Here is a 21,807-nt window from a genome sequence, read left to right as displayed (position 1 = left end):
ACCCCCATGTCCTCCCCCATCATCGCCAGCGTCCACGACGTCTCCAAGCGCTTCGTCATGCACAAGGAGAAATCTCTCAAGGAGCGGGTGGTCAACTTCCGCCGCTCCCGCCAGCACCGTGACGACTTCTGGGCCCTCCGCGACATCTCCCTCGACATCGGCACCGGCAGCACTGTCGGTCTCGTCGGCCACAACGGCTCGGGCAAGAGCACACTGCTGAAGGTCATCGGCGGCATCGTTCAGCCCTCCTCGGGCACCGTGCGCCGCCGTGGCCGCATGGCCGCCCTCCTGGAGCTCGGCGCCGGCTTCCACCCCGACCTGACGGGCCGCGAGAACGTGTACCTCAACGCTGCCATCCTGGGGTTGTCGCGTGCCGAGACGGACCGGCAGTTCGACGAGATCGTGGACTTCTCCGGAATCGGCGAGTTCATCGACACCCAGGTCAAGTTCTACAGTTCCGGGATGTACGTGCGGCTCGCCTTCGCAGTCGCCATCCATGTCGATCCCGACCTGCTTCTGGTCGACGAGGTCCTCGCGGTCGGTGACGAGCCGTTCCAGCGGAAGTGCATGGAGAAGATCGCCCAGTTCCAGCACGAGGGCCGCACGATCGTCCTGGTCAGTCACTCGGCCGAGCAGGTCGGCTCGCTCTGCGACCGCGTCATCGTGCTCGACGGCGGCCGCGTGCAGCACGACGGCGCTCCCGGTGAGGGCATCCGCATCCTGCGCGAAGGCTATGAGGACGAGCGCAGGGCCGTGCTCAAGAACCCGGACGGGTCGCGCCGCAAGCTCGCCCTCGAGGTCGGCTCCTTCGACGTGGAGACATCGGTCGACGAGAACGGCCTCCGGCTGGTCGCCCACCTCGGCGTCGATGTGAACGAGCCGGTGGAGGACTGGGGCGTCGGGTTCTCGATCGAGAGCTCGCTCGGAATGCGCCTCTACAACATGACGACATTCGACGATGTCACGCTCCCGACGAGTGTCGGACGTCACGAGCTGTCGTTCACCATCCCGGACATCCGGCTCGGTCCGGGCCAATACCTGATCAATGTGGGTCTTGGCGACAAGGCCGGCCGCAACTACGACCTGGCCACACCGGCGGGCACTTTCGAGGTGCCGGGCGACGACTACGGCAACGGTGTCCTGGCACTCCGGACCTCTGTCGAGGTGGAGGCGAGCGGAGCCGAGGCCAGGGCAGCGCAGGTGAAGCTGAGCTGACGTCAGGCCCGCCGCCGTCCTGACCCTCCTCGGGTCACTTCGACGCGGGTGCCCCCGAGCGCTCGTGCTTCAGCTTGCGCTTGTGCTCGAGCGAACCGGCGGTGATCGCGCCGTGATCGTCCAAGTCGACCAGGGCCGAACGGCGATAGCTCCGCCACTTCAGAAAGTGGAAGGCCGGGTTGATCGTCAGCCAATAGGCCTTCCGCTTCCACGAATACGCGCGGTCGCGGACGATCCGTACGCTGTCCCCGAGCGTCCCGTGCAACGTGTGCCGCAGCACCGCCGTGCGGCTGATCACCGGAAGATCGCTCGTGCCGATCTGGCGCAGCCCGACCGTCTCGTCGAAGATGCGGTCCTTGTACTCGGTCAGCGTCAGATCGTTGGAGTGCTCGACCATCGCCCGGGGGGCGTACGCCTTCGTGTAGCCGGCCATGATGAGGTCGTGACCGAACATCTGGTCCTCCGCGTAGCGGACGTCCCGGTAGGGGATGACGTCGCGGATGAACGCCCGGCGGACCGCGGAGTTCACGTCCGAGTAGTAGGACATCACGTTGACGGTCGCCTCGTCCTTGAGCAGTTCGGGCGTCGCGTAGTACAGAGTCGTCCCGAAGTCCGGACCGAGGTGGCGGAACATGCCATGGATCTCGTACTTCTGCAAGGGAAAGGCGCGCGGGCGCGCCACTTGCTTGCCGAGCACGGCCATCACCTGGGGGAAACGCCGGAACGGGTCGATGAGTTCGCTCATCCAGTGCGCATTGCTCGGAACCGCGTCATGCGTGAGGTACGCGACGAACTCGCCATGGGCGAGCTCTGCGGCGAGGTTCCGGGTCCTGCCGTGGCCGAACTCGGAATTGGGGATCTCGTGGAGCCTGACCTCGGGGAACGAGCGCACGATGTCGAGCGTTCGGTCGGTCGATCCGGAGTCGATCACGAGCACCTCGAAGGGCTCGGCGAAGTCCTGCTTCCGCAGCTTCTTCAGGATGCGCTCGATGTACTTCTCACCGTTGTAGGTGAGAACGGCGACCGTGACGACGGGAGCATCGCTCACAGGTTTTCCCCTTTCATTTCGGCGAACGTGCGGCGGATGCCCTCGTCGAGAGCCGTCACGTCCACGTCGCCGAACTCGCTTCGGTAGCGCGACCCGTCGAGCACGACGTGGTCGACGAAGGTCGCCGGTTTGTCGCGCTCCTCGATGTCGAAATCGATCGTCGTCACGCGGCGGAGCGCGTCCAGGACCTCGTTGACCGAATGCCCGGAGCCGCTACCGATGTTGTACACCTCGTGCTCGGGTTCCCGCTCCACCATCGGAACGATCATGCGCACGAGGTCTTCCACGTAGATGTAGTCGCGCACCATCGTGCCGTCGCCGAACTGCACGACCGGCTTGCCGGAGAGGATCTGGCGGAGCGCGATCGGGATCAGACCCTGCTTCTTACTCGGATGTTGACGGGTTCCGTACGGATTGGAGATCCGGAGCGCGGTCGACTGCAGCCCGTGTGTGACGCGGAAGAAGCGCAGATACTGCTCGATCGCGAGTTTTCCGATGGCGTACGGGGAGGCGGGGGCCGTCGGATCGTTCTCGGAGTAGACGGTCTTGCCCTGGTCGCCGTAGATGGCTCCGCCTGTCGATGCGAAATAGACCCGGCGGACGCCAGCATGCACACTGGCCTCCAGCAGTTCCACGGTCTGCGCGAGATTGGTGCGGATGTCGAGCGTCGGGTCCGACGCCGCAGTGGCGGGCGTCGTCGTAGACAGGAAGTGGAAGACGTAGTCCTGTCCGGTGACGGCCGCCTCGATGTCCCCTCGGCTCAGGAACTCGCCCACCATCGTCTCGGCCGGCGCGACGAACGTCGGCCGGCGGGAACTGAAACGGTCGAACGCGCGGACGGTGTGACCGGCGGCGGACAGCCCGTCGACCAGGTGCGAACCGATGAAGCCGTTGGCGCCGATGACCACCGCCCTAGCCACGCATGACCCTTTCGAAGGCGGCGACGAACGCCTTTCCCGAGTCAGCCCAACTGGTGCCCGCGACCGATTCGGCGATGACGCGTGCATGCTCGGGAGCGTCCGGCCGGTCCACGACCTCCACCAGCTTGCGGGCGATGGCGATCGGCGACGCCGGCACGTACTCGATGTACGGATTGTCGGAGACCATCCGGTTGTTCGGCCCGTCGTTGACGACGGGCACGACGCCGCTGGAGAGCAGTTCGAGCGGCAGCAGGGACATGTTGGAGAGGGAGAGCACGAGGCCTGCGGCGCAGCGGTTGTACACGGCGTTGAGCTCGCTCAACTGGAGACTCGACAGGTTGTTGTACTCGAACGGGATCTCCCAGTTCGAGACATCCCAGCCCGCGAGGTTGATCGTCACGTCGGGCCGTTCCCGCGCGAAGTCCTCGAGGGCGACGAGGCCGAACTCGAAGGCCCGACGCGGAGTCACCGGGCGTGCGTAGAAGAAGATCTCGTTGCGGCGTTCCGTGTTCTCGAAACGGTAGAGCGAGCGGTCGACGGAGAAATCGAAGGAGTCGGTGGACATGCCGAAGTCGTCGTGCAGCTTACGCTTCAGCCAGCCACCAGCGGTGATCCCGTGGAAGCCGAACCGGTAGGTGTTCTCGGCGAGGAGAGCCTCCGAGCCGAGCGGGTAGAACAGCGGCTCGTAATCCTGCACGAAGTAGAAGCGGCGAGCCCGGCTCGTATCGAGGAACGCGGGATACGCGGTCTCCCAGCCGGTCGCGAAGATGGCGTCCGTGCCGTCGGCGACTCCCGTCGCGCGATCCCACACCCGGATGTCGCCCTCGATGTGCGGGTACGCCTCGGACGCGGAGAGCATGTCGCGCACGACCTGGAGGTCTACCGCGACCTCCCCCGCGTGGTAGAGGTAGACGTCGCAGCGATGCCCGGCCTCTTCGGCGAATTTGATGAAGCGGAAGAGATTCTGGTGCCCTCCGCTCTCCTTGCCTGGTGGGGACATGATCCAGGCGATGTGCGAGGGGCGGTCGACGACCGTGATCGGATCGAGGATGCGGTCGGGAAGCTGCGTCCAGTCGACCGCAGCGGCGTCAGCGAGGTCGACGAGGAGGCGCGGCTTCTGCGCGCCGGTGACCTGTCCGAGCTTCGATCGGAGATATCCGGTCGTCGCGCGAAGACCGTGGTTCTTCAGCATCAGAAAGCCTGTCCGAAGCTTCCGGACGATGACGCGCGGTCCCCGTTCGACGGCCCGAGAAAGGAGTTTGCCTACAGATGCCACGTCGTTTTTCGTCTTCCTCGGTCTCGCTCTGGTTCGCGGTTGCTGGTCGCCTGCCGAGGGCAATCTTCCCACACCGCCATGGGAGCATCCCCCAGCGGGCATGAAGTACCCTGATGTGGTGCTCGGATCAGTTGAGGCGACGGCCGTCGTGACCGTCAGCTACAACTCCAGCGGGCAGCTGGACGCGTTCCTGTCGTCGCTTGACAACGAGATCCGGGCCGGCGTGCTCGTCGTCATCGCGGACAACGCGTCCTCCGACATCGAAGTGACCGAGCGAATCGCGCGAACGCACGGGTCGCAGGTGGTCACCCTCTCCGAGAACCTCGGCTACGGCGGCGCCGTGAACCGTGCTGTCGCGTCGCTTCCGTCCTCCGTCGATGCTGTCCTCGTGTGCAATCCCGACGTGCTCGTCGGGGACGATGCGCTCGAGACCCTGCGGGCGCGGCTCGACGCGGACCCGACGATCGGAGCGGTCGGGCCGCGCATCCTCAACGAGGACGGCACACTGTACCCGTCCGCCCGGCGCATCCCGTCCCTGCGGACCGGAATCGGACACGCCCTGTTCGTCCGGATCTGGCCGTCGAACCCGTGGACGAAGGCCTACCGCTCCGAGAACCAGGTCAGTGCCCGCGACGTGGGCTGGCTCTCCGGCGCCTGCTTCCTGATCCGGCGCTCGGTCTTCGACGAACTGGGCGGGTTCGACGAGGGGTACTTCATGTACTTCGAGGACGTCGACCTCGGCTATCGGATAGGCCGTGCCGGATTCCGCAACCGCTACGAGCCCGCCGCGTCCGTCGTGCACGTCGGGGGTCTCTCCACTCAGGCCGAGTCGAGCCGCATGGTGCGCGTGCACCATGCGAGCGCGTACCGCTTCCTCGCGAACAAGTACCAGGGACCCCTGCTCGCCCCGGTTCGGGCCGTGCTGCGTGCCGCTCTCGCCGCCCGGGCGTGGCTCCTGACGCGCAGGCCCTAGCTCTCCACCAGGCCCATCAGGTAACGCCCGTAGCCACTCTTGACCAGCGGGCTCGCCAGCGCCGCCATCTCGGCGTCATCGATCCACCCGGCACGCCAGGCGACCTCCTCGATGCAGCCGACCTTGAAGCCCTGCCGGTCCTCGATGACGCGCACGTACTCGGACGCCTGCATCATCGACTCGAAGGTCCCGGTGTCGAGCCACGCAGTACCGCGGTCGAGCACCTGGACCTGGAGCCGGCCCGCATCGAGGTAGCGCTCGTTGACCGTCGAGATCTCGAGCTCCCCGCGGGCGCTCGGCTCGATGGTCTTCGCGATCCCGACGACGGAGTTGTCGTAGAAGTAGAGTCCGGGCACCGCGAACGAGCTCTTCGGCTCTACGGGCTTCTCCTCGATCGAGAGCGCCTTGAAGTCGTCGTCGAACTCGACGACGCCGTACGCCCGCGGGTTGCTCACCTGGTAGGCGAAGATCAGCGCACCGTCGATGTCGTTGTGCTGACGCAGCGACGAGCCGAGGCCCGTGCCGTGGAAGATGTTGTCGCCGAGGACCAGGGCGACGGACTCCTCGCCGATGAACTCCTCGCCGATGATGAACGCCTGCGCCAGGCCGTCGGGCGACGGCTGGACGGCGTACTCGAGGCGGATCCCGAGCTGCGAGCCGTCACCGAGGAGGGCGCGGAACTGCTCGTTGTACTCCGGCGTCGTGATGATGAGGATCTCGTTGATCCCCGCCATCATCAAGGTCGACAGCGGGTAGTAGATCATCGGCTTGTCGTAGATGGGCATGAGCTGCTTCGAGATGCCCTTGGTGATGGGCCACAGCCGCGTGCCGGAGCCGCCGGCGAGGATGATTCCGCGCATAGGTGCTGGATTCCTTACTTCTTGTCGAGGGACGCGTAGAAAGCCCGGGCGTCGTCCCAGGTGGGGAGCAGCCCGCTCTCGGCCGCCTCCGCGAGGCCGGGCGCGTCCGTGTCCTTCGGGGAGAGCAGCAGCTCATCGGCCGGGATGGGGAACTCCAGTGCGATGTCGCCGTCGAGCGGGTTGATCCCGTGCTCGCGCGTCGGGTTGTACACATCGGTCACGAGGTAGCTCACCGTCGCGTCGTCGGTCAGAGCGACGAAGCAGTGACCGACGCCTTCGGCGACATAGATGGCGCGTCGGTCCTTGTCGTCGAGGAGCACCGAGTCCCACGTGCCGAAGGTCGGCGACCCGACGCGGATGTCGATCACGAAGTCGAGCACTGCGCCGTGCGGTGCCATCACGTACTTCGCCTGGCTCGGCGGGATGTCCGCGAAGTGGATGCCGCGCACGGACCCGCGTCGGGAGACGGACGTGTTGCCCTGCTTCAGGTCGAGCGAGTGCCCGATGGTCTCCTCGAGACGATCGAACCGGTAGAACTCGAAGAAGAGGCCACGGTCGTCGGAATGCTGCCGAGGGGTGATCTCGTAGGTGTCGGGGATCGAAAGCTCGCGGATCTGCACCACGGGAGTCTACCAATCGGCGACCTGTAGACTCTCAGGCGGTTTCCCGACAGAAAAGAGCCTGGACTCCTCATGAAGATTCTCGTCACTGGTGGCGCCGGTTTCATCGGCTCCAATTTCGTCCGTCGCACCCTGCAGGATGCCTACCCGGGCCTCGAGGGCGCCGAGGTGGTCGTGCTCGACGCGCTGACGTACTCCGGCAACCTCGCGAACCTCGCGCCGGTCGCCGACTCGCCGCGCTACACGTTCATCAAGGGCGACATCCGCGACGGAGGCCTGCTCGACGAGCTCTTCCCGACGGTCGACGCCGTCGTCCACTTCGCCGCCGAGTCGCACGTCGACCGCTCGGTGCGCGACGCATCCATCTTCGTCGAGACCAACGTCCTGGGCACGCAGCAGCTGCTCGACGCGGCCCTGCGCAACAACCTGAAGCGCTTCGTCCACGTCTCCACCGACGAGGTGTACGGATCCATCGCCGAGGGCTCCTGGGCGGAGGACCGCCCGCTCGAGCCGAACTCGCCGTACTCGGCGTCGAAGGCCGGCTCGGACCTCCTGGCCCGCAGCTACTTCCGCACCCACGGCCTCAACCTGTCGATCACGCGCTGCTCGAACAACTACGGCCCGTACCACTTCCCCGAGAAGGTCATCCCGCTCTTCGTCACCAACCTGATCGACGACAAGCACGTCCCGCTGTACGGCGAGGGCAACAACATCCGCGACTGGCTGCACGTCGACGACCACACCCGCGGCATCGCGATGGTGCTGGTGAACGGCCGCGCCGGCGAGATCTACAACATCGGCGGCGGGACGGAGCTCACCAACAAGGAGCTCACCCAGCTGCTGCTCGACGCCACCGGCAAGGACTGGTCGTACGTCGACCGCGTCGCCGACCGTCTCGGCCACGACCTGCGCTACTCGGTCGACATCTCGAAGATCCAGTCGGAGCTCGGCTACGAGCCGCTGGTGCCGTTCCAGCAGGGTCTCGCCGACGTCGTCCAGTGGTACCGCGACAACCGGGCGTGGTGGGAGCCGCTGAAGGCCCGCGCAGCGCTCGACAACTGATGCGCTACCTGATCGCCGGCGCCGCCGGGATGCTCGGCCAGGATCTCCAGAAGGCGCTGGCCGGCCGCGACGTCACCGCGCTGTCCCGCGCGGAGCTCGACGTCACGGATCGGGAGGCCGTGCTCGCAGCGGTCGCCGGCCACGACGTCGTCCTCAACGCCTCCGCCTACACGAAGGTGGATGACGCGGAGGCGCACGAAGATGCGGCCTATGCCATCAACGCCCTCGGCACCGAGAACCTCGCGGTCGCTGCGGCCCGCCACGGGGCACGCCTGGTGACCGTGTCCACCGACTACGTGTTCGACGGCCACGCGAGCGAGCCGTACGCCGAGGACACCCCGTGGGATCCGATCAACGCGTACGGTCGCAGCAAGGCCGCCGGCGAGGAGCTCGCGCTCGCGGCGCATCCCGACGGCACCTTCATCGTGCGCACCGCCTGGCTCTATGGGGCCGGCGGCCCGAATTTCGCCAAGACCATGGTGAAGCTCGCCGGCAGCCACGACACCGTCAGCGTCGTCGACGACCAGCTCGGCCAGCCGACGTGGACCGGCGACCTGGCGGCGCAGATCGTCGCGCTGCTCGACGCCGACGCACCGGCGGGCATCTACCACGGGACGAACGCAGGGCAGGCGAGCTGGTACGAGTTCGCCCGCGCGGTCTTCGCCCAGGCCGGCCTCGACCCCGAGCGCGTGAAGCCGACCGACAGCTCGACCTTCGTGCGGCCGGCCCCCCGGCCCTCCTACTCGGTCCTGGGCCACGACGGATGGGCGCGAGCGGGTCTCGAGCCGATGCGCCCGTGGGAGGATGCCCTGGCCGCCGCCACTGAGGACGGGCTGTTCGCGGAGCACTAGTTCCCGGTGAATGGCGGGCGAGGCGCGCGAGAGACGAGATGGGAGCAACATGACCACCCTCCGAGTGATCGTCGACGAGTTGGTCGGCGACACGCCCCGCGGTCTGCGCCGGTACACGGAGGAACTCACCCGCCAGCTGATCGCGACGGCTCCCCGGGACTGCGACGTCGAAGCGATCGTCTCGAACGTGAGCGACCAGCAGGTGCAGGAGTTGCGTGACAGGCTCCCGGGCGTCGGCACCGTGACGCGGCTACCGCTCGCCCATCGGGAGTTGACGCTGGCCTGGCAGTCGGGTGTCCCGGTCGGAGGCCCGCCCGGGATGCTGCACGCGCCGACCCTGCTCGCCCCACTGCGCCGCCACGGACACGCGGAGGAGCACCAGCAGGTCGCCGTCACCATCCACGACACCCTCGCCTGGACCCACCCGGAGGCGCTCGGCCCGACAGCGGCCATCTGGACGAAGGCCATGGCGAAGCGCGCGCGCAAGCACGCGGACGCTGTGGTCGTGCCCACGCACGCCGTGGCGCACCGGCTCAGCGATTTCATCGACTTCGGCGACCGCATCCGCGTGATCGGCGGAGCCCCGGCGACCACGCTCCGGCTGCCACCTGACGCGGAAGAGCGCGCCAAGCGGCTGGGGCTGCCCGAGCGCTACGCGTTCACCGTTGGCACGATCGAGCCGCGGAAGGGTCTTGCGCCGCTGATCCGCGCGATCGCGCGACCCGAAGCCCAGAGCATCCCGCTGCTGATCGCGGGTGTCGACCGTGTCGGGGAGCGCTCGGCCACCGGGGTCGCGGCCGCCGCGGGCCTGCCGGAGGACCGCGTGCGCGCCCTCGGCCGGCTCGACGACGCCGACCTCGCCGTGGCGCTCGACCGTGCGACGCTCTTCGTCTACCCGAGTTCCGGGGAAGGCTTCGGCCTGCCGATCGTCGAGGCGTTCAAATTCGGGCTTCCCGTGATCCACTCCGACGACCCGGCGCTCGTCGAGGTGGCGGCGGGCGCGAGCCTGGTGGTGGAACGTCCGGGCGCGGCCGAGGGCGACGACGCGTTCGCGGAGCGGCTCGCGGCCGCCATCGGGCGTGTGCTCACGGACCCCGAACTCAGCGCACGGCTGGGCGTGCTGGCCTCAGACCGCGCTCGTGCGTTCAGCTGGCGCGACTCCGCCGAGCGGGTCTGGCAGCTTCACGCCGACCTCTGAGCGGGCTCCTGCGCGCGGTCACCGACGTCGCGGCGCTCCGCCGAGTCCTTTTCCGCCTCGTCCTCGCGCCCGAACCACGTGCGGTAACGGTCGGACGCCCACTGGCCGGCGGCTTTCGACCAACCGTGGCTGCGCTTCTCGATCAGCCAGGTGAAGGCCACGGCGACGACCACAGCGAGCGGGATGCCGAATAGCGGTCCCACGTACCAGGGCTGATCCGCGAACAGGTATGTGCTGAAGATCAGGATCGGCACGTGCACGAGGTACAGGCTGAACGAGATGGTCCCCCAGAACTGGATGGGCCGAGTCTCGAGTACCGCCCGGAGAGGCTTCCAGCCGAGGGCGCTGACGACGAGCCCGGCAGCGGCCAGCGGCACCAGTCCCTTCAGCGCCGGCTCCAGCTCGGGGATCTCGCCGACATTCGGTCCGACGAGCCACGGGGCGATGAGCAGCAGGAGGCTGCCGACGGTGAGGGCCGCCCACAGGGGGTGGCGGTACCAGTGCGTGTTGATGCGTTCGGCGACGTTGCGCACCGCCTCCAGGCGCACCGCGATGACGGCCCCGACGAAGAACGCCGGCAGGTACGTCATGGCGCCGGAGTCGGCGTGGACGCCCAGGTAGGTGAGCGCGCAGGCCGCGGCCAGGCCGCCGATCCACCACTTGCGCACCGCCAGCGCGGCCACGGCGAAGACGGGCAGGGCGAGCGAGAAGATCAGCTCCCAGCGCAGTGACCACAGCGGGTTGTTGATCTGGCCGTCGCCACCGAGTAGGTCCCAGGCCTTGAGGATGTACTCCCACCCGAAGTTCGGCGTGGAGGAGTTGCTCAGCCAAGTGCCGTCGGGCTGCGTCGAGCGCTGCGGGATGGCCATCACCCACACCGCTGCGAGTACCACCGACGCCATCACCGGCACCAGCAGCCGCACCGCACGCCGCGGGAAGTAGGCGACCCAGTCGAAGCCGCGGTGCCGGATGACGGGGAGCGTGACGACGAGACCGGACAGCACGAAGAACACCACGACGGACTCCACGCCGGCCGTGAACAGCTTCAGCGGCGTGTAGCTGATCCACCACATCGCGGACCCCGCTGGCGCCGAGCCGCTGCCGGGCGCACCGGGAAAATCGGGGTTCGTGTACATGGCGTGGTGGAGCAGGACGACCACCGCGGCGATGCCGCGCAGGCCGTCCAGCGCGGCCAGCCGGCCGCCTGTCGCCTGTTTCGTCTTGTCTGCCACACGTCCACCTGTACCCGTCATAAGGGGGCGACGGTACCCAGGGGGCCTGAACAGTTCCTGTGACCTGTTCAGGGGACAGCTGGATGCACTGGCGCGCATCGCGTGTCGACGATGAGGCCGCGCGGCCGCGGCGCGGCGTGGCGGGCCTGGCCTCGCGCAGGCCTCGATCTAGCATGTGCGTTATGCCCGCAATAACGTCGCCGCTCGTCTCCGTCGTCATGGGCTCCGACTCCGACTGGTCGGTCATGGAGGACGCCTCGCGGCTCCTGACCGAGTTCGGAGTCGCGCACGAAGTCGAGGTCGTCTCGGCGCACCGCACTCCCGAGAAGATGATCGCCTTCGGCAAGGAGGCCGCCGATCGCGGCATCCGCGTGATCATCGCCGGCGCGGGAGGCGCCGCGCACCTCCCCGGAATGCTCGCTGCGGTCACCACCCTCCCGGTCGTCGGTGTGCCCGTCCCACTCGCGCGGCTCGACGGGCTCGACTCACTGCTGTCCATCGTCCAGATGCCGGCCGGCGTGCCCGTCGCCACGGTCTCCATCGGGGGCGCCCGCAACGCCGGACTCCTGGCCGTCAAGATCCTGGCGACCTCCGACGAGTCGCTCACCGCGGCGCTCGCCCGTTTCGCCGCGGACCTCGAGGCGAGCGTCGAGCAGAAGAACCAGGCCCTGCAAGCCCGACTGTGAGAGCCGCGCCATGACGATCGCCACGCCGCTGCGTCAGCCCGACGCCACCTCTCGGCACACCATGACCAAGCGCGGCTGGTGGCTGGTAACCATGAACGTGCTGCTGCCCGGCTCGGCGCAGGTCGTCGCGGGCAACCGCATCCTGGGCCGGGTCGGAGTGCTGGCGACCCTACTGCTCTGGCTGCTCGCGCTCGTCACGCTCGTCGTCTATCTGGTGGCGCCCTCCGCTATCTACACGCTCTTCACCCAGACCGGCAGCCTGACCCTCGTCCAGACCCTGCTGATCGCCTACGCGGTGCTCTGGGTCGTCCTCACTCTCGACACCCTGCGGCTGGTGCGGCTCGTGCGCACCGCACCGCGTTCGCGCGGCTGGATCGCCGCGTTCGCGGTCCTGGTGCTGGTCGGCGTCACGGGCACGGCAGGCTACGCGTCGATGGTCGCTGGCTCTGCCCGCGGGGCGCTCGGCGACATCTTCTCAGCCGGCCCCTCCCAGCCTCCCGTCGATGGGCGGTACAACATCATGCTGCTCGGCGGCGACGCCGGACCCGACCGCGACGGCCTGCGCCCGGACAGCATGTCGATCGTCAGCGTGGACGCGAACACCGGCCAGGCCGTCACGATCGGTCTGCCACGCGACCTCGACCCGGTGCCCTTCCCCGCCTCCTCGCCGCTGCACAAGGAGTACCCGGACGGGTACGGCTACGACGACCGCTGCGACGTCGACGTCTGCCAGCTGAACTCGATCTACACCGAGGTGGAGCTGTACAAGCCGGACCTCTACCCGAACGCGAAGAAGGACAGGAGCGAGCCGGGCATCGAGGCGATGCGGGACGCCCTCGAGGGCGCGACGGGGCTGAAGATCCAGTACTACGTGCTCATCGACATGCAGGGCTTCGCCGACCTGGTGGATGCGCTCGGCGGCGTCGAGATCACGGTGAAGGACCGCATCCCGATCGGCGGCGACGAGAACCTCAACGGCGTCGTGGAGTGGATCGAGCCGGGCAAGCAGCACCTCGACGGGTATCACGCCCAGTGGTACGCCCGGGCGCGGCACGGCTCGAGTGACTACGACCGGATGGCACGACAGCGCGAGCTGCAGGACGCCATCCTGAAGCAGGTGAACCCGGTGAACGTCGTGTCGAAGTTCCAGGGAATCGCGTCGGCCGGCGCTCAGGTCATGAAGACGGACATCCCGCAGTCGATGCTCGGCTACTTCGTCGACCTCGGGATGAAGACTCGGAAGCTGCCCGTGCAGCAGCTGGAACTCGTGCCGCCGACCATCGACCCGGAGAACCCCGACTACGCGCAGATCCAGGAGCTCGTCCGCCAGGCCGTGCACCCCGCGACGGCGAAGCCCAAGGGCTCCTAGCCCCGCGCTTACCCCTCGAAGAACGCGGCGGCCGCCCGGGCGCGGTACACCACGTCGTCGAGGTCCTCGCCGCCGACGACCGTCACGTGCCCGACCTTCCGGCCCGGCCGCGGCTGCTTGCCGTAGCCGTGGAACTTGGCCTCGGGATGCGCGGCGAGCGCCGCCGGGTAGCGGTCCTGAAGACTGCCCTCGGAGGGACCGCCCAGGATGTTCACCATCACCGACCAGTCGGCGCGCGGCTCGGTCGACCCGAGCGGCAGGTCGAGCACGGCGCGCAGGTGCTGCTCGAACTGGCTCGTGACGGCGCCCTCGATCGACCAGTGCCCGCTGTTGTGCGGCCGCATGGCCAGCTCGTTCACCAGCACGCGGCCATCCGTCGTCTCGAACAGTTCGACGGCGAGGACGCCCGTGACACCGAGTCCCTCGGCCACGCGTCGCGCGATCTCCTCGGCGACCTCCGCCACACGGCCCGACGAGCCAGGGGCCGGCGCGAGCACCTCGGCGCAGACGCCGTCGCGCTGGACGGTCTCGACGACCGGCCACGCCGCCATCCCGCCGGAGGGCCGGCGCGCGATCAGCTGAGCGAGTTCGCGGCGGAACGGCACCAGCTCCTCCACGAGCAGAGCACCGCCGCGGCCGTCCTCGGCGAGCGCCAGGAACCAGTCGTCCGCGCCGCTCGCGTCCGTCACCACGCGCACGCCCTTGCCGTCGTATCCCCCGCGGGCCGTCTTCACGACAGCGCGGCCGCCGTGGTCGGCGAGGAACACACCAAGTTCGTCGGCCGACTCCACCGCCGCCCAGTCCGGCACCGGCAGCCCCAGCTCGGTGAGCTTGGAGCGCATCTGCAGCTTGTCCTGCGCGTACAGCAGGGCGTCAGGACCCGGGTGCACCGGGATGCCGCGCGAGACGAGCTCGCGCAGGATCGCCTGGGGCACATGCTCGTGGTCGAAGGTGATGACGTCGACCGTCTCGGCGAACGCGAGGACGGTGTCCAGGTCGCGGTAGTCGCCGACTCCTGTCGCGGCGAGGTCGGCGCTCATGGCCGGCGCCTCTTCCAGCACGCGGATCTCGATGCCCAGCTCGAGGGCCGGGGGGATCATCATCCGGGCCAGCTGACCGCCGCCGATCACTCCGATGATTCTGCTCGCCATGGGCAATCCGCTCCTCTGATACTTTTCATGCTTGCCGGGGGGACTCACAGCAACGCGAAACCTGATCCGCGTACTGTAACGAAGGCACTGACCATCTTTCCGCATCTCCAGGCAGGGGCATGACGACCGACACCCGAACGCCGGCGCACAAAGCGCGGCTCCTCCCGCAGCTGATCAAGTTCGGCGCGGTCGGAGCTGTGGGCTTCGTGGTCAATCTGCTGGTCTTCAATGCCCTGATGCTGCTGGTGCTGGTGAACGTGCCGCACAAGACGCTGTTCTCGACGGCGATCGCCACCCTCGTCGCCATCGGCACCAACTGGGTCGGCAACCGCTACTGGGCCTTCTCGGGCAACCGCAACGAGAACGCCACGCGCGAGGGCCTCGAGTTCCTCATCGTCAGCCTCGCCGGGATGGCGATCCCCCTGCTCTGCGTCTGGGTGTCGCACTACCTGCTCGGCTACCAGAGCCTCCTGGCCGACAACATCTCCAACAATGTGGTGGGCCTGGCGCTCGGCACGGTCTTCCGGTTCGCGTTCTACCGCTGGTGGGTCTTCTCCCCCGAGCGGACTGCTGCCCGCGCCGCGCGTCGCGGCGCGATCTCCCCTGGTGCGCACGTCCCAGCGCGAACCACCCGCGAGAAGGCGCCGATCAGCGGTGCGCCCCTAGCGGGTGCCCCAGACCGTGGTCTCGTCGGAGACTGACTCCGACTGCTGCCGGCGCACCGCCACCACCGTCTGGGAGTGGTCCATGAGCTCGGAGAGCGCGCGCTGCACCTGATCGGCCTTCGGCACGTCCTTCAGCACGACGGGATGATCGAGCCCCGAGTTGATCAACACGTCGCCGGAGCGGAAGAGGCTCTGCAGCCAGGTGCGCCGGATCGCCACGTCGTAGCCGCGGCTGTGCAGCAGCTCCTGCCGCACCCGCACGAAGAAGCCGTGGCGGATGATCAGGCGCCTGTTCGTGATCACGTAGCGCCGGCTCAACCACGCGGTCAGCGGCAGCAGGAAGAGCAGCAGGACGACAGCAGCCGCGGAGGACCACAGCAGCACGACCTCCCACACCTGCGAGACGCGGCCGACGAAGAAGCCGACGGCGCCCGAGACCGCGATGAGCACCAGGCTCGGCCAGAACAGCCGGCGAGCGTGGGAGCGCAGTCGAGCGATCACGCGCTCGGGTGGCTGGGCGGGCTGAGCGGAAGTCCCGTCCATGGTGCTGCTCATGCTCAATTAATACCGCAGGTGCGTCACGTCGCCTGCCGCCACCGCGGTGCGGCCGGTTTCCGACTCCACGATCAGCCGGCCGTCCTCGTCGATGCCCACCGCCGTGCCGAGCAGGTCCTCGCCCGACGGCAGCTGGACGCGGACCGAGCGGCCGATCGTGTGGCAGGCCTCCGCGACCTCGTCGCGCAGAGCGCTGCGCAGCGGGTCGCCGCCTGCGGTCAGGAAGTCGCGGTACAGCGTGGTGAGCTGGATGAGGTACGCCGAGAGCACCGCATCCGGGTCGATACCGTGTGCGCCGGCCAGGGCGAGCGACGTGGAGGTGTCGGTCGGAAGCTCCTCGCGAGTCTGCGCGAGGTTCACTCCCGCCCCGATCACCAGCCCCGACATCCCGGGGAGCAGTTCGGCGAGGATGCCGCACACCTTGTCCCCCTCGATCAGGACGTCATTGGGCCACTTCACCTGCACCCCGCCCGGCACGAAGCGCCCGAGCGCCCGGCTCATGGCGAGCCCCGCGAGGAGGGGGAACCAGCCGAACGAGGCAGGCGGGAGTCCGACGGGTTTGAGCAGCACGGAGATCGCCAGTGCCGTGCCAGGAGGGGTGACCCACTGGCGTCCCAGCCGTCCGCGTCCACCCGTCTGGTTGTCGGTCACGAGCACCGCGAGGTCCGGGAGGTCGCCCGCACGGGCGCTCAGGACGTCGTTCGTCGATCCCGCCTCGGGGAGCACCTCGAGGACGGGGACGATGGAGCGGCTGCGTCGGAAGTCCGTGGGGTCAGTCTCGTGCACTGGCCCAGTCTGCCAGCCGGAGGGGTCGGATTTGTAGGGTTTCGTCAACGGCATGGCCGTTCGGCTGGCCGGTAGAGTGAACGGCGTGACCGACACCGAACCCCGTCAGAGCGACCAGCTCCCCGACCTGACCACCACCGCCGGCAAGCTGGCCGACCTGAAGGAACGGTTCCACGAGGCCGTCACAGCGAGCGGTGAGGCGGCGATCGAGAAGCAGCACGCCAAGGGCAAGCTGACCGCCCGTGAGCGCATCGAGCTGCTCCTCGACCACGGCTCCTTCGTCGAGCTCGACGAGTTCGTGCGCCACCGCACGCACGCCTTCGGGATGGAGGCCAAGCGCCCGTACGGTGACGCAGTGGTCACCGGCGTCGGCACCATCCACGGCCGCAACGTCGCGGTGTTCAGCCAGGACTTCACCATCTTCGGCGGATCGCTCGGCGAGGTCGCCGGCGAGAAGATCATCAAGGTCATGGACCACGCCCTGAAGACCGGCGTCCCCATGATCGGCATCCTCGACTCGGGCGGCGCGCGCATCCAGGAGGGCGTGGTCGCCCTGGGCAAGTACGGCGAGATCTTCCGCCGCAACACGGCCGCCTCCGGCGTCATCCCGCAGATCTCGATCGTCATGGGTCCAGCGGCCGGTGGAGCCGTCTACTCCCCCGCGCTCACCGACTTCGTGATCATGGTCGACAAGAAGAGCCACATGTTCGTGACCGGCCCGGACGTCATCAAGACGGTCACCGGAGAGGACGTCGGCTTCGAGGAGCTCGGCGGAGCGCTCACCCACAACAAGGTCTCCGGCGTCGCGCACTACCTCGCCAGCGACGAGGAGGACGCGCTCGACTACGCGCGCACGCTGCTCAGCTACCTCCCGCAGAACAACCTCGCCGAGTTGCCGACCTTCCAGGCGGAGCCGGAGCTGGAGATCACCGACGCAGACCGCCGTCTCAACACCCTCATCCCGGACTCCCCGAACCAGCCGTACGACGTGAAGACGGTCATCGAGGGGATCGTCGACGACGGCGAGTTCCTCGAGATCCAGCCCCTGTTCGCACCGAACATCGTGATCGGCTTCGCCCGCGTCGAGGGACGCTCGGTGGGCATCGTCGCCAATCAGCCGAGCGCGATGGCCGGCACGCTCAACATCGACGCCGGCGAGAAGGCGTCGCGGTTCGTTCGCTTCTGCGACGCGTTCAGCATCCCCATCCTCACCCTCGTGGATGTGCCCGGGTACCTCCCCGGGACCGACCAGGAGTGGACGGGCGTCATCCGGCGCGGCGCCAAGCTGCTGTATGCGTACGCGGAGGCGACCGTCCCTCTCGTGACGATCATCACGCGCAAGGCCTACGGCGGCGCCTACATCGTCATGGGCTCGAAGCAGCTCGGTGCCGACATCAACCTGGCCTGGCCGACCGCGGAGATCGCGGTGATGGGCGGGCAGGGTGCGGTCAACATCCTGTACCGCGGCGAGATCAAGCGTGCCGAGGAGGCCGGCGAGGATGTCGCCGCCGTCCGCACGAAGCTCGCGAACGAGTACACGTACAACGTCGCCAGCCCCTTCCTCGCCGCGGAGCGCGGCGAGCTCGACGGCGTGATCGAGCCCGCGGCGACCCGCGTCTCGGTCATCAAGGCGCTGCGGGCGCTGCGCACCAAGCGTGCGTCCCTGCCGCCGAAGAAGCACGGGAACATCCCCCTGTGAGCGACGGCGCCCAGGGGACGAGCGGGCCGCTCGACCCGTCCCAGCTGCGGTTCGTGACGCGCGGCGTCACCCCGGAGGAGATCGCCGCGGTCACCGCGGTGCTCACGGCCGCTGCAGCCGAGCAGGCCGCCGCGGCCAGGGAGGCGCGGACGGAGCAGGGGCCGGACGGATGGGCGCGGACCCAGCGTTCGCTGCGTGGCGAGCTGCGTCCCGGGCCCGGGGCCTGGCGCTCGTTCTCCGGCTGAACATCGCGTCACGAGGACCACTCAGGGGGCATGTACCCCGATTGGGGAGTCCCCCGACTGCGGGACACGCGTAAACTCGTGAATGCACCTCAAAAGGGGGTCGTTACATGTCCCCCAGGTGTCCTCCAAAATGACGACTATGTATTTACTGGGAGCCCCGCCAATATGGTTATTGCTAGGTGTCTCTCCTCGTGAGTCACACCGCCAATCACTCGCCGACTAGGGTAAGCGGGCGAGTGCTTTGGGGGCGAGTCAGGGCGATATTCGGGTTGTCGCCCTGACTCGGGGTTTGAAAAGGGGCCGACAATTCGGGTGTCGGCCCCTTTCCCCTTTTAACGCGTGTGCAGGCGCGGGATTCGGCACGAATGTGCCGTTTGGGCGGCGTGAAGCCACGATTCGGCACGAATGCGCGACTCAGACGGGTCGCGGGATCTCCAGCCAGAGATCGACCTCGTCGTCCTCCGACTCGGCGCCGAGCGCATTCGCCGCGCCGTCATCCGACATGCGAAGGCCCACCACCGTCACAGCCGTCTTCGACGATCGCGGCACCGTTCGCACGATCAGCTTGTCGGTGGTCGTCCCACGGATCGCCTCCGCCAGCCGGTGCAGCACCGCCTCCAGCCCTCGCTGGTCCAGGTCGTCGATGCCGCCCTCATCGAGGAGGCTGACGACGACGCCACGGCGGCGCGCATCCATCACCTCGCGCCTCACATCGTCGTTGAGCAACCGACGGCCGCGGATCTCGTCGCGGATCGCGCCCTCGAGGTAGCGGCACTCCCGGCGCTCAGCCTCGGTCAGGTCACCCCCGCGGCGCACGATCTCGGCGAGCATCGGCGCCGCCACGCGGTACGTCTGACGGAGGCGCAGCTGCCGCTCCATGACGTGGGCCTCCTGCGCCGCCTGCCACTCTGTCGCCTCCCGCTCGGCCCGCGCGAACTGCAGGGCGTCGCGGCCGGCCTTGGCCAGCGAACCGGAGATCACCACGGCGACGCCCACCCAGACCACAGAACCGATGACGCCGATGCCGGCGAGCGCGCCGAGACCGGCCCACACGACCGTCTGAACGGCAAGGAAGCCGACACCGGCCCAGGCGACCACCTGCTGCCGCCGCACGGCGCAGATCGTCATCAGCGTTCCCACCGCCGCGACATACCAGGTGGCGTAGCCGTTGTCCTTGGCGGGATCGAGCTGGCTGGTCACCAGGATCGGGATCACGACACAGACCGCCAGGTCGAACGCGGCAAGCCACAGCGGCATCTTGGTCGGACTGGTCGGCCAGAGACTCGCAACCGTCGCGATCCCGTACAGGACCATGGCGACGATCACCGGACCGGCTGCACTCGGCGTCGACAGCGACGACAGCGCGAGGAACACGTGGTACGCGGAGAACAGCGCACCGAGGCTGAGGAAGAGGACGCGGTTGAGGGTGATCACTCGACGGCCCCCACATCCCGAGGGAACGCCACGCCGGACTCACCGAGGGCGGACCCGGCGGGGGCACCGACGGGGTGCTGCTCCGCCGACGGCCACAGGATCGTGACGGTGGTGCCGTTGCCCGGCTCCGACTCGATGCGGGCACGGCCGCCGACCTTGGCCAGACGGTCCCGGATGCTGATGCGCAATCCCAGGCGCTCCGCGGGGACCTCGGCCTCGGTGAAGCCGCTGCCGTCATCGCTGACGACGATCTCGACGGTCGCCGCGGGGCCCCCGCCGCGGATGGACACGTTCCGGTGCACCTCCGGGCCGCCGGCGTGCTGCATGCTGTTCACCATCGCCTGGACGGTCGCCGAGTACACCGCCTCCGCCACGTTCACCGGAAGGGTGTGCACCTCCACATCCCGCACATCCACACCGAACGGCGACGAGAAGGCGTTGGCGGAGGTCACCAGGCGCTCAGCCAGCCGGTCGAGCCCCACGAGCGTCTGGTCCTCCGGCGTCGCCGCTTCAGCCGCGTGGAGGTGCCCGATCGCGTCCGAGGCCATCGCGGCGGCCAGTTCCTTCTGCTCCGGGCTGCGGGCGGAGGCGGCCGACAGCAGGGTGGTGAGCACGCTGTCGTGGACGATCGCGTCGACCTGCACACGCTCCACCTCGGTGGCGTGCTGGCGCACGGCGTTGGCATAGCGTGCCAGAGCCTGACTCTGGGCGGTGTCCACAGCGCTCGACGCCTGACGCATCATGGCGATGATCGAGAGGATCACACCGCCCAGGATGATGGCGTAGATCGCGTCGAGGGCTCCCAGCTCGAACCCGACGCCCCCGCCGGCCGGAAGGGCGCGGACGATGCCGTAGGCGATCGGTGCGACGAAGGTGTAGGCGACCGCCAGCCACAACGGGTACGCCACGGCTGCGAAGGCGGTGAACACCGAGCACAGGAACCAGACCCACGGCTTGTCCGAGCTGAAGGCGCTTCCGTCCTCCACCAGCAGTGGCCAGGTGATGATCGCAGCGAGGTAGACGACGGAGAGGACGCCCATGGCGATCTTCACCCCGCGCTGGACGACGGCGAGGATGACGGTGAGGGCGAGGCCGCCGAAGACGGCGATCATCCACGCCGCGCCCCACGGCTCGCGGAGGGCGCCGAGCTGGCCGAGCGCCGTAGGAAGGGTCTGGAGTCCGAAGACCAGGCCGAAGGCGGAGACCGTGCGATCGGAGATCCGCTCGATGCGGGCCCGGCTGAGAGGGTTGCGGGGCTTCGCCGCCTCGAGCGGCAACCCCGGGCGAACCCCGCTAGGAGCGCTCATTGCCTGTCTCCGGGTCGAGCCCCGGAAGGATGCCGTCCTCCACCGCACGGCGGAGCAGGTCCACCTTCGTCGGCGCCGGTCGACCGACCTCCACGTACTTCACGCGGATGCGGTCGAGGTATTCGCGAGCCGTGGAGTTCGCGATCCCCAGCTGCGCGGCGACCGCCTTCAACGGCAGGCCGGAGGCGTAGAGGTGGAGCACATCCCGCTCGCGCCGGCCGAGCTGCGCCTTCGCGAAGTCACTGTCCGCGTCGATGGCCGTCGCCCACTCCAGGTTGTTGAGCACGTCGCCGCGCGCGACCGTGGCGATCGCGCTGATCACGGTCGTGGTCGGCGAGGACTTCGGGATGACACCGGCGGCACCTGCGGCGAGCGCCTCGCGGACGCTGGCCACACGGTCGGCGATGCTGTGGACGAGGACGGCCGCGCCGGTCGCCTGCGCCCGCTTGACGTTGTCCGTGACCTTCGAGCCATCGCCGAGCGACAGGTCCAGCACGACGACATCGCATTCCTGCGCGCCCAGCTGGGCGACGAAGTCGTCCACCGTCGGAGCGGTGACGACGACGTCGTAGCCCGCGTCCTGACAGGCGGCCTTCAGCCCAAGACGCACGGACTCGTGATCGTCAACGATTGCCACCCGCACCATGTTGACCAT

The 21,807-nt window shown here is 68.4% G+C and carries 22 protein-coding genes; 10 read left to right on the top strand and 12 right to left on the bottom strand.

Features of this window, described 5'->3' with window-relative positions:
• The first annotated feature begins 6 nt into the window (after window positions 1-6).
• Window positions 7-1,215 (top strand): ABC transporter ATP-binding protein, encoded by a 1,209-nt coding sequence (locus tag AB4Z18_RS16560; protein WP_441783833.1) that lies wholly within the window; start codon window positions 7-9, stop codon window positions 1,213-1,215.
• 34 nt (window positions 1,216-1,249) lie between these two features.
• On the opposite strand, the gene AB4Z18_RS16555 is transcribed toward AB4Z18_RS16560, so the two are convergent.
• From AB4Z18_RS16555 to AB4Z18_RS16545, 3 genes are read right to left on the bottom strand one after another with little or no spacing between them, the layout of a single operon-like run.
• A complete protein-coding gene (locus AB4Z18_RS16555; RefSeq protein ID WP_441783832.1) occupies window positions 1,250-2,263 on the bottom strand; it encodes a glycosyltransferase family A protein in 1,014 nt (337 codons plus the stop codon).
• Window positions 2,260-3,183, bottom strand: coding sequence for an NAD-dependent epimerase/dehydratase family protein (locus tag AB4Z18_RS16550; RefSeq protein WP_441783831.1), 924 nt, complete (start codon window positions 3,181-3,183; stop codon window positions 2,260-2,262). Before AB4Z18_RS16550 ends, AB4Z18_RS16555 begins: the two co-directional genes overlap by 4 nt.
• Window positions 3,176-4,375 (bottom strand): rhamnosyltransferase WsaF family glycosyltransferase, encoded by a 1,200-nt coding sequence (locus tag AB4Z18_RS16545; protein ID WP_441783830.1) that lies wholly within the window; start codon window positions 4,373-4,375, stop codon window positions 3,176-3,178. Before AB4Z18_RS16545 ends, AB4Z18_RS16550 begins: the two co-directional genes overlap by 8 nt.
• Before the next feature lie 184 nt (window positions 4,376-4,559).
• Between AB4Z18_RS16545 and AB4Z18_RS16540 the strand changes: the two genes are divergently transcribed.
• Window positions 4,560-5,432: a glycosyltransferase family 2 protein gene (locus AB4Z18_RS16540; protein WP_441783829.1), complete on the top strand. Its 873-nt coding sequence runs from the start codon at window positions 4,560-4,562 to the stop codon at window positions 5,430-5,432.
• Here AB4Z18_RS16540 and rfbA read toward each other — a convergent pair.
• Entirely contained in the window at window positions 5,429-6,292 is an 864-nt protein-coding gene (gene rfbA, locus AB4Z18_RS16535; RefSeq protein WP_441783828.1) for a glucose-1-phosphate thymidylyltransferase RfbA, read from the bottom strand. The two genes, AB4Z18_RS16540 and rfbA, sit on opposite strands and share 4 nt — an antisense overlap.
• 14 nt (window positions 6,293-6,306) lie before the next feature.
• Window positions 6,307-6,912: a dTDP-4-dehydrorhamnose 3,5-epimerase family protein gene (locus AB4Z18_RS16530; RefSeq protein WP_441783827.1), complete on the bottom strand. Its 606-nt coding sequence runs from the start codon at window positions 6,910-6,912 to the stop codon at window positions 6,307-6,309.
• Window positions 6,913-6,984: 72 nt separating this feature from the next.
• Between AB4Z18_RS16530 and rfbB the strand changes: the two genes are divergently transcribed.
• The 3 genes from rfbB to AB4Z18_RS16515 are packed head-to-tail and all read left to right on the top strand — an operon-like array spanning window position 6,985 to window position 10,023.
• Window positions 6,985-7,974, top strand: a complete 990-nt coding sequence (gene rfbB / locus AB4Z18_RS16525) for a dTDP-glucose 4,6-dehydratase (protein ID WP_441783826.1) — start codon at window positions 6,985-6,987, stop codon at window positions 7,972-7,974.
• Window positions 7,974-8,825, top strand: coding sequence for a dTDP-4-dehydrorhamnose reductase (gene rfbD / locus AB4Z18_RS16520; RefSeq protein WP_441783825.1), 852 nt, complete (start codon window positions 7,974-7,976; stop codon window positions 8,823-8,825). The genes rfbB and rfbD overlap by 1 nt, the downstream gene beginning before the upstream one ends.
• Before the next feature lie 49 nt (window positions 8,826-8,874).
• Window positions 8,875-10,023, top strand: a complete 1,149-nt coding sequence (locus AB4Z18_RS16515) for a glycosyltransferase family 4 protein (RefSeq protein ID WP_441783824.1) — start codon at window positions 8,875-8,877, stop codon at window positions 10,021-10,023.
• On the opposite strand, the gene AB4Z18_RS16510 is transcribed toward AB4Z18_RS16515, so the two are convergent.
• Window positions 10,008-11,255 (bottom strand): acyltransferase family protein, encoded by a 1,248-nt coding sequence (locus tag AB4Z18_RS16510; RefSeq protein ID WP_441783823.1) that lies wholly within the window; start codon window positions 11,253-11,255, stop codon window positions 10,008-10,010. The genes AB4Z18_RS16515 and AB4Z18_RS16510 overlap by 16 nt on opposite strands.
• Before the next feature lie 182 nt (window positions 11,256-11,437).
• Here AB4Z18_RS16510 and purE point away from each other — a divergent pair, with 182 nt between their 5' ends.
• Window positions 11,438-11,941, top strand: coding sequence for a 5-(carboxyamino)imidazole ribonucleotide mutase (purE, locus tag AB4Z18_RS16505; protein ID WP_441783822.1), 504 nt, complete (start codon window positions 11,438-11,440; stop codon window positions 11,939-11,941).
• 10 nt (window positions 11,942-11,951) lie between these two features.
• Window positions 11,952-13,310: an LCP family protein gene (locus AB4Z18_RS16500; protein WP_441783821.1), complete on the top strand. Its 1,359-nt coding sequence runs from the start codon at window positions 11,952-11,954 to the stop codon at window positions 13,308-13,310.
• A gap of 8 nt (window positions 13,311-13,318) precedes the next feature.
• On the opposite strand, the gene AB4Z18_RS16495 is transcribed toward AB4Z18_RS16500, so the two are convergent.
• Window positions 13,319-14,461: a 5-(carboxyamino)imidazole ribonucleotide synthase gene (locus AB4Z18_RS16495; protein WP_441783820.1), complete on the bottom strand. Its 1,143-nt coding sequence runs from the start codon at window positions 14,459-14,461 to the stop codon at window positions 13,319-13,321.
• A 119-nt stretch (window positions 14,462-14,580) separates the two neighbouring features.
• On the opposite strand from AB4Z18_RS16495, the gene AB4Z18_RS16490 reads away from it, so the two are divergent.
• Window positions 14,581-15,162, top strand: a complete 582-nt coding sequence (locus AB4Z18_RS16490; protein ID WP_441783819.1) for a GtrA family protein — start codon at window positions 14,581-14,583, stop codon at window positions 15,160-15,162.
• Here AB4Z18_RS16490 and AB4Z18_RS16485 read toward each other — a convergent pair.
• Together AB4Z18_RS16485 and AB4Z18_RS16480 are read right to left on the bottom strand one after the other, a co-directional pair.
• Window positions 15,124-15,681 (bottom strand): PH domain-containing protein, encoded by a 558-nt coding sequence (locus tag AB4Z18_RS16485; RefSeq protein ID WP_441783818.1) that lies wholly within the window; start codon window positions 15,679-15,681, stop codon window positions 15,124-15,126. The genes AB4Z18_RS16490 and AB4Z18_RS16485 overlap by 39 nt on opposite strands.
• A 6-nt stretch (window positions 15,682-15,687) precedes the next feature.
• Window positions 15,688-16,467, bottom strand: coding sequence for a biotin--[acetyl-CoA-carboxylase] ligase (locus AB4Z18_RS16480; protein ID WP_441783817.1), 780 nt, complete (start codon window positions 16,465-16,467; stop codon window positions 15,688-15,690).
• Window positions 16,468-16,519: 52 nt separating this feature from the next.
• On the opposite strand from AB4Z18_RS16480, the gene AB4Z18_RS16475 reads away from it, so the two are divergent.
• Both AB4Z18_RS16475 and AB4Z18_RS16470 read left to right on the top strand, forming a co-directional pair.
• Complete coding sequence (locus AB4Z18_RS16475; protein WP_441783816.1) at window positions 16,520-18,166, top strand: acyl-CoA carboxylase subunit beta; 1,647 nt, start codon at window positions 16,520-16,522, stop codon at window positions 18,164-18,166.
• Window positions 18,163-18,411, top strand: coding sequence for an acyl-CoA carboxylase epsilon subunit (locus AB4Z18_RS16470; RefSeq protein ID WP_441783815.1), 249 nt, complete (start codon window positions 18,163-18,165; stop codon window positions 18,409-18,411). Before AB4Z18_RS16475 ends, AB4Z18_RS16470 begins: the two co-directional genes overlap by 4 nt.
• A 414-nt stretch (window positions 18,412-18,825) precedes the next feature.
• On the opposite strand, the gene AB4Z18_RS16465 is transcribed toward AB4Z18_RS16470, so the two are convergent.
• Genes AB4Z18_RS16465 through AB4Z18_RS16455 form a run of 3 tightly spaced genes read right to left on the bottom strand, consistent with a single transcriptional unit; the run spans window position 18,826 to window position 21,798 of the window.
• Window positions 18,826-19,845, bottom strand: coding sequence for a hypothetical protein (locus AB4Z18_RS16465; RefSeq protein WP_441783814.1), 1,020 nt, complete (start codon window positions 19,843-19,845; stop codon window positions 18,826-18,828).
• A complete protein-coding gene (locus tag AB4Z18_RS16460) occupies window positions 19,842-21,152 on the bottom strand; it encodes an ATP-binding protein (RefSeq protein ID WP_441783813.1) in 1,311 nt (436 codons plus the stop codon). Before AB4Z18_RS16460 ends, AB4Z18_RS16465 begins: the two co-directional genes overlap by 4 nt.
• Window positions 21,139-21,798, bottom strand: a complete 660-nt coding sequence (locus AB4Z18_RS16455; RefSeq protein ID WP_441783812.1) for a response regulator transcription factor — start codon at window positions 21,796-21,798, stop codon at window positions 21,139-21,141. The genes AB4Z18_RS16460 and AB4Z18_RS16455 overlap by 14 nt, the downstream gene beginning before the upstream one ends.
• Window positions 21,799-21,807 lie beyond the last annotated feature (9 nt).

This window comes from Leifsonia sp. 2TAF2, from assembly GCF_052115085.1.
Lineage (GTDB): Bacteria > Actinomycetota > Actinomycetes > Actinomycetales > Microbacteriaceae > Leifsonia.
This window is presented reverse-complemented; position numbering and strand designations above follow the sequence as displayed.

Bases quoted from the DNA above. Each gene is read 5' to 3' on its own strand.
- AB4Z18_RS16560 (WP_441783833.1), top strand. From the start codon at position 7: ATGTCCTCCCCCATCATCGCCAGCGTCCACGACGTCTCCAAGCGCTTC.
- rfbA (WP_441783828.1), bottom strand. From the start codon at position 6,292: ATGCGCGGAATCATCCTCGCCGGCGGCTCCGGCACGCGGCTGTGGCCC.
- purE (WP_441783822.1), top strand. From the start codon at position 11,438: ATGCCCGCAATAACGTCGCCGCTCGTCTCCGTCGTCATGGGCTCCGAC.
- AB4Z18_RS16495 (WP_441783820.1), bottom strand. From the start codon at position 14,461: ATGGCGAGCAGAATCATCGGAGTGATCGGCGGCGGTCAGCTGGCCCGG.
- AB4Z18_RS16490 (WP_441783819.1), top strand. From the start codon at position 14,581: ATGACGACCGACACCCGAACGCCGGCGCACAAAGCGCGGCTCCTCCCG.
- AB4Z18_RS16485 (WP_441783818.1), bottom strand. From the start codon at position 15,681: ATGAGCAGCACCATGGACGGGACTTCCGCTCAGCCCGCCCAGCCACCC.
- AB4Z18_RS16515 (WP_441783824.1), top strand. From the start codon at position 8,875: ATGACCACCCTCCGAGTGATCGTCGACGAGTTGGTCGGCGACACGCCC.
- AB4Z18_RS16500 (WP_441783821.1), top strand. From the start codon at position 11,952: ATGACGATCGCCACGCCGCTGCGTCAGCCCGACGCCACCTCTCGGCAC.
- AB4Z18_RS16455 (WP_441783812.1), bottom strand. From the start codon at position 21,798: ATGGTGCGGGTGGCAATCGTTGACGATCACGAGTCCGTGCGTCTTGGG.
- rfbB (WP_441783826.1), top strand. From the start codon at position 6,985: ATGAAGATTCTCGTCACTGGTGGCGCCGGTTTCATCGGCTCCAATTTC.
- AB4Z18_RS16475 (WP_441783816.1), top strand. From the start codon at position 16,520: ATGGCCGTTCGGCTGGCCGGTAGAGTGAACGGCGTGACCGACACCGAA.
- rfbD (WP_441783825.1), top strand. From the start codon at position 7,974: ATGCGCTACCTGATCGCCGGCGCCGCCGGGATGCTCGGCCAGGATCTC.
- AB4Z18_RS16460 (WP_441783813.1), bottom strand. From the start codon at position 21,152: ATGAGCGCTCCTAGCGGGGTTCGCCCGGGGTTGCCGCTCGAGGCGGCG.
- AB4Z18_RS16545 (WP_441783830.1), bottom strand. From the start codon at position 4,375: ATGCTGAAGAACCACGGTCTTCGCGCGACGACCGGATATCTCCGATCG.
- AB4Z18_RS16540 (WP_441783829.1), top strand. From the start codon at position 4,560: ATGAAGTACCCTGATGTGGTGCTCGGATCAGTTGAGGCGACGGCCGTC.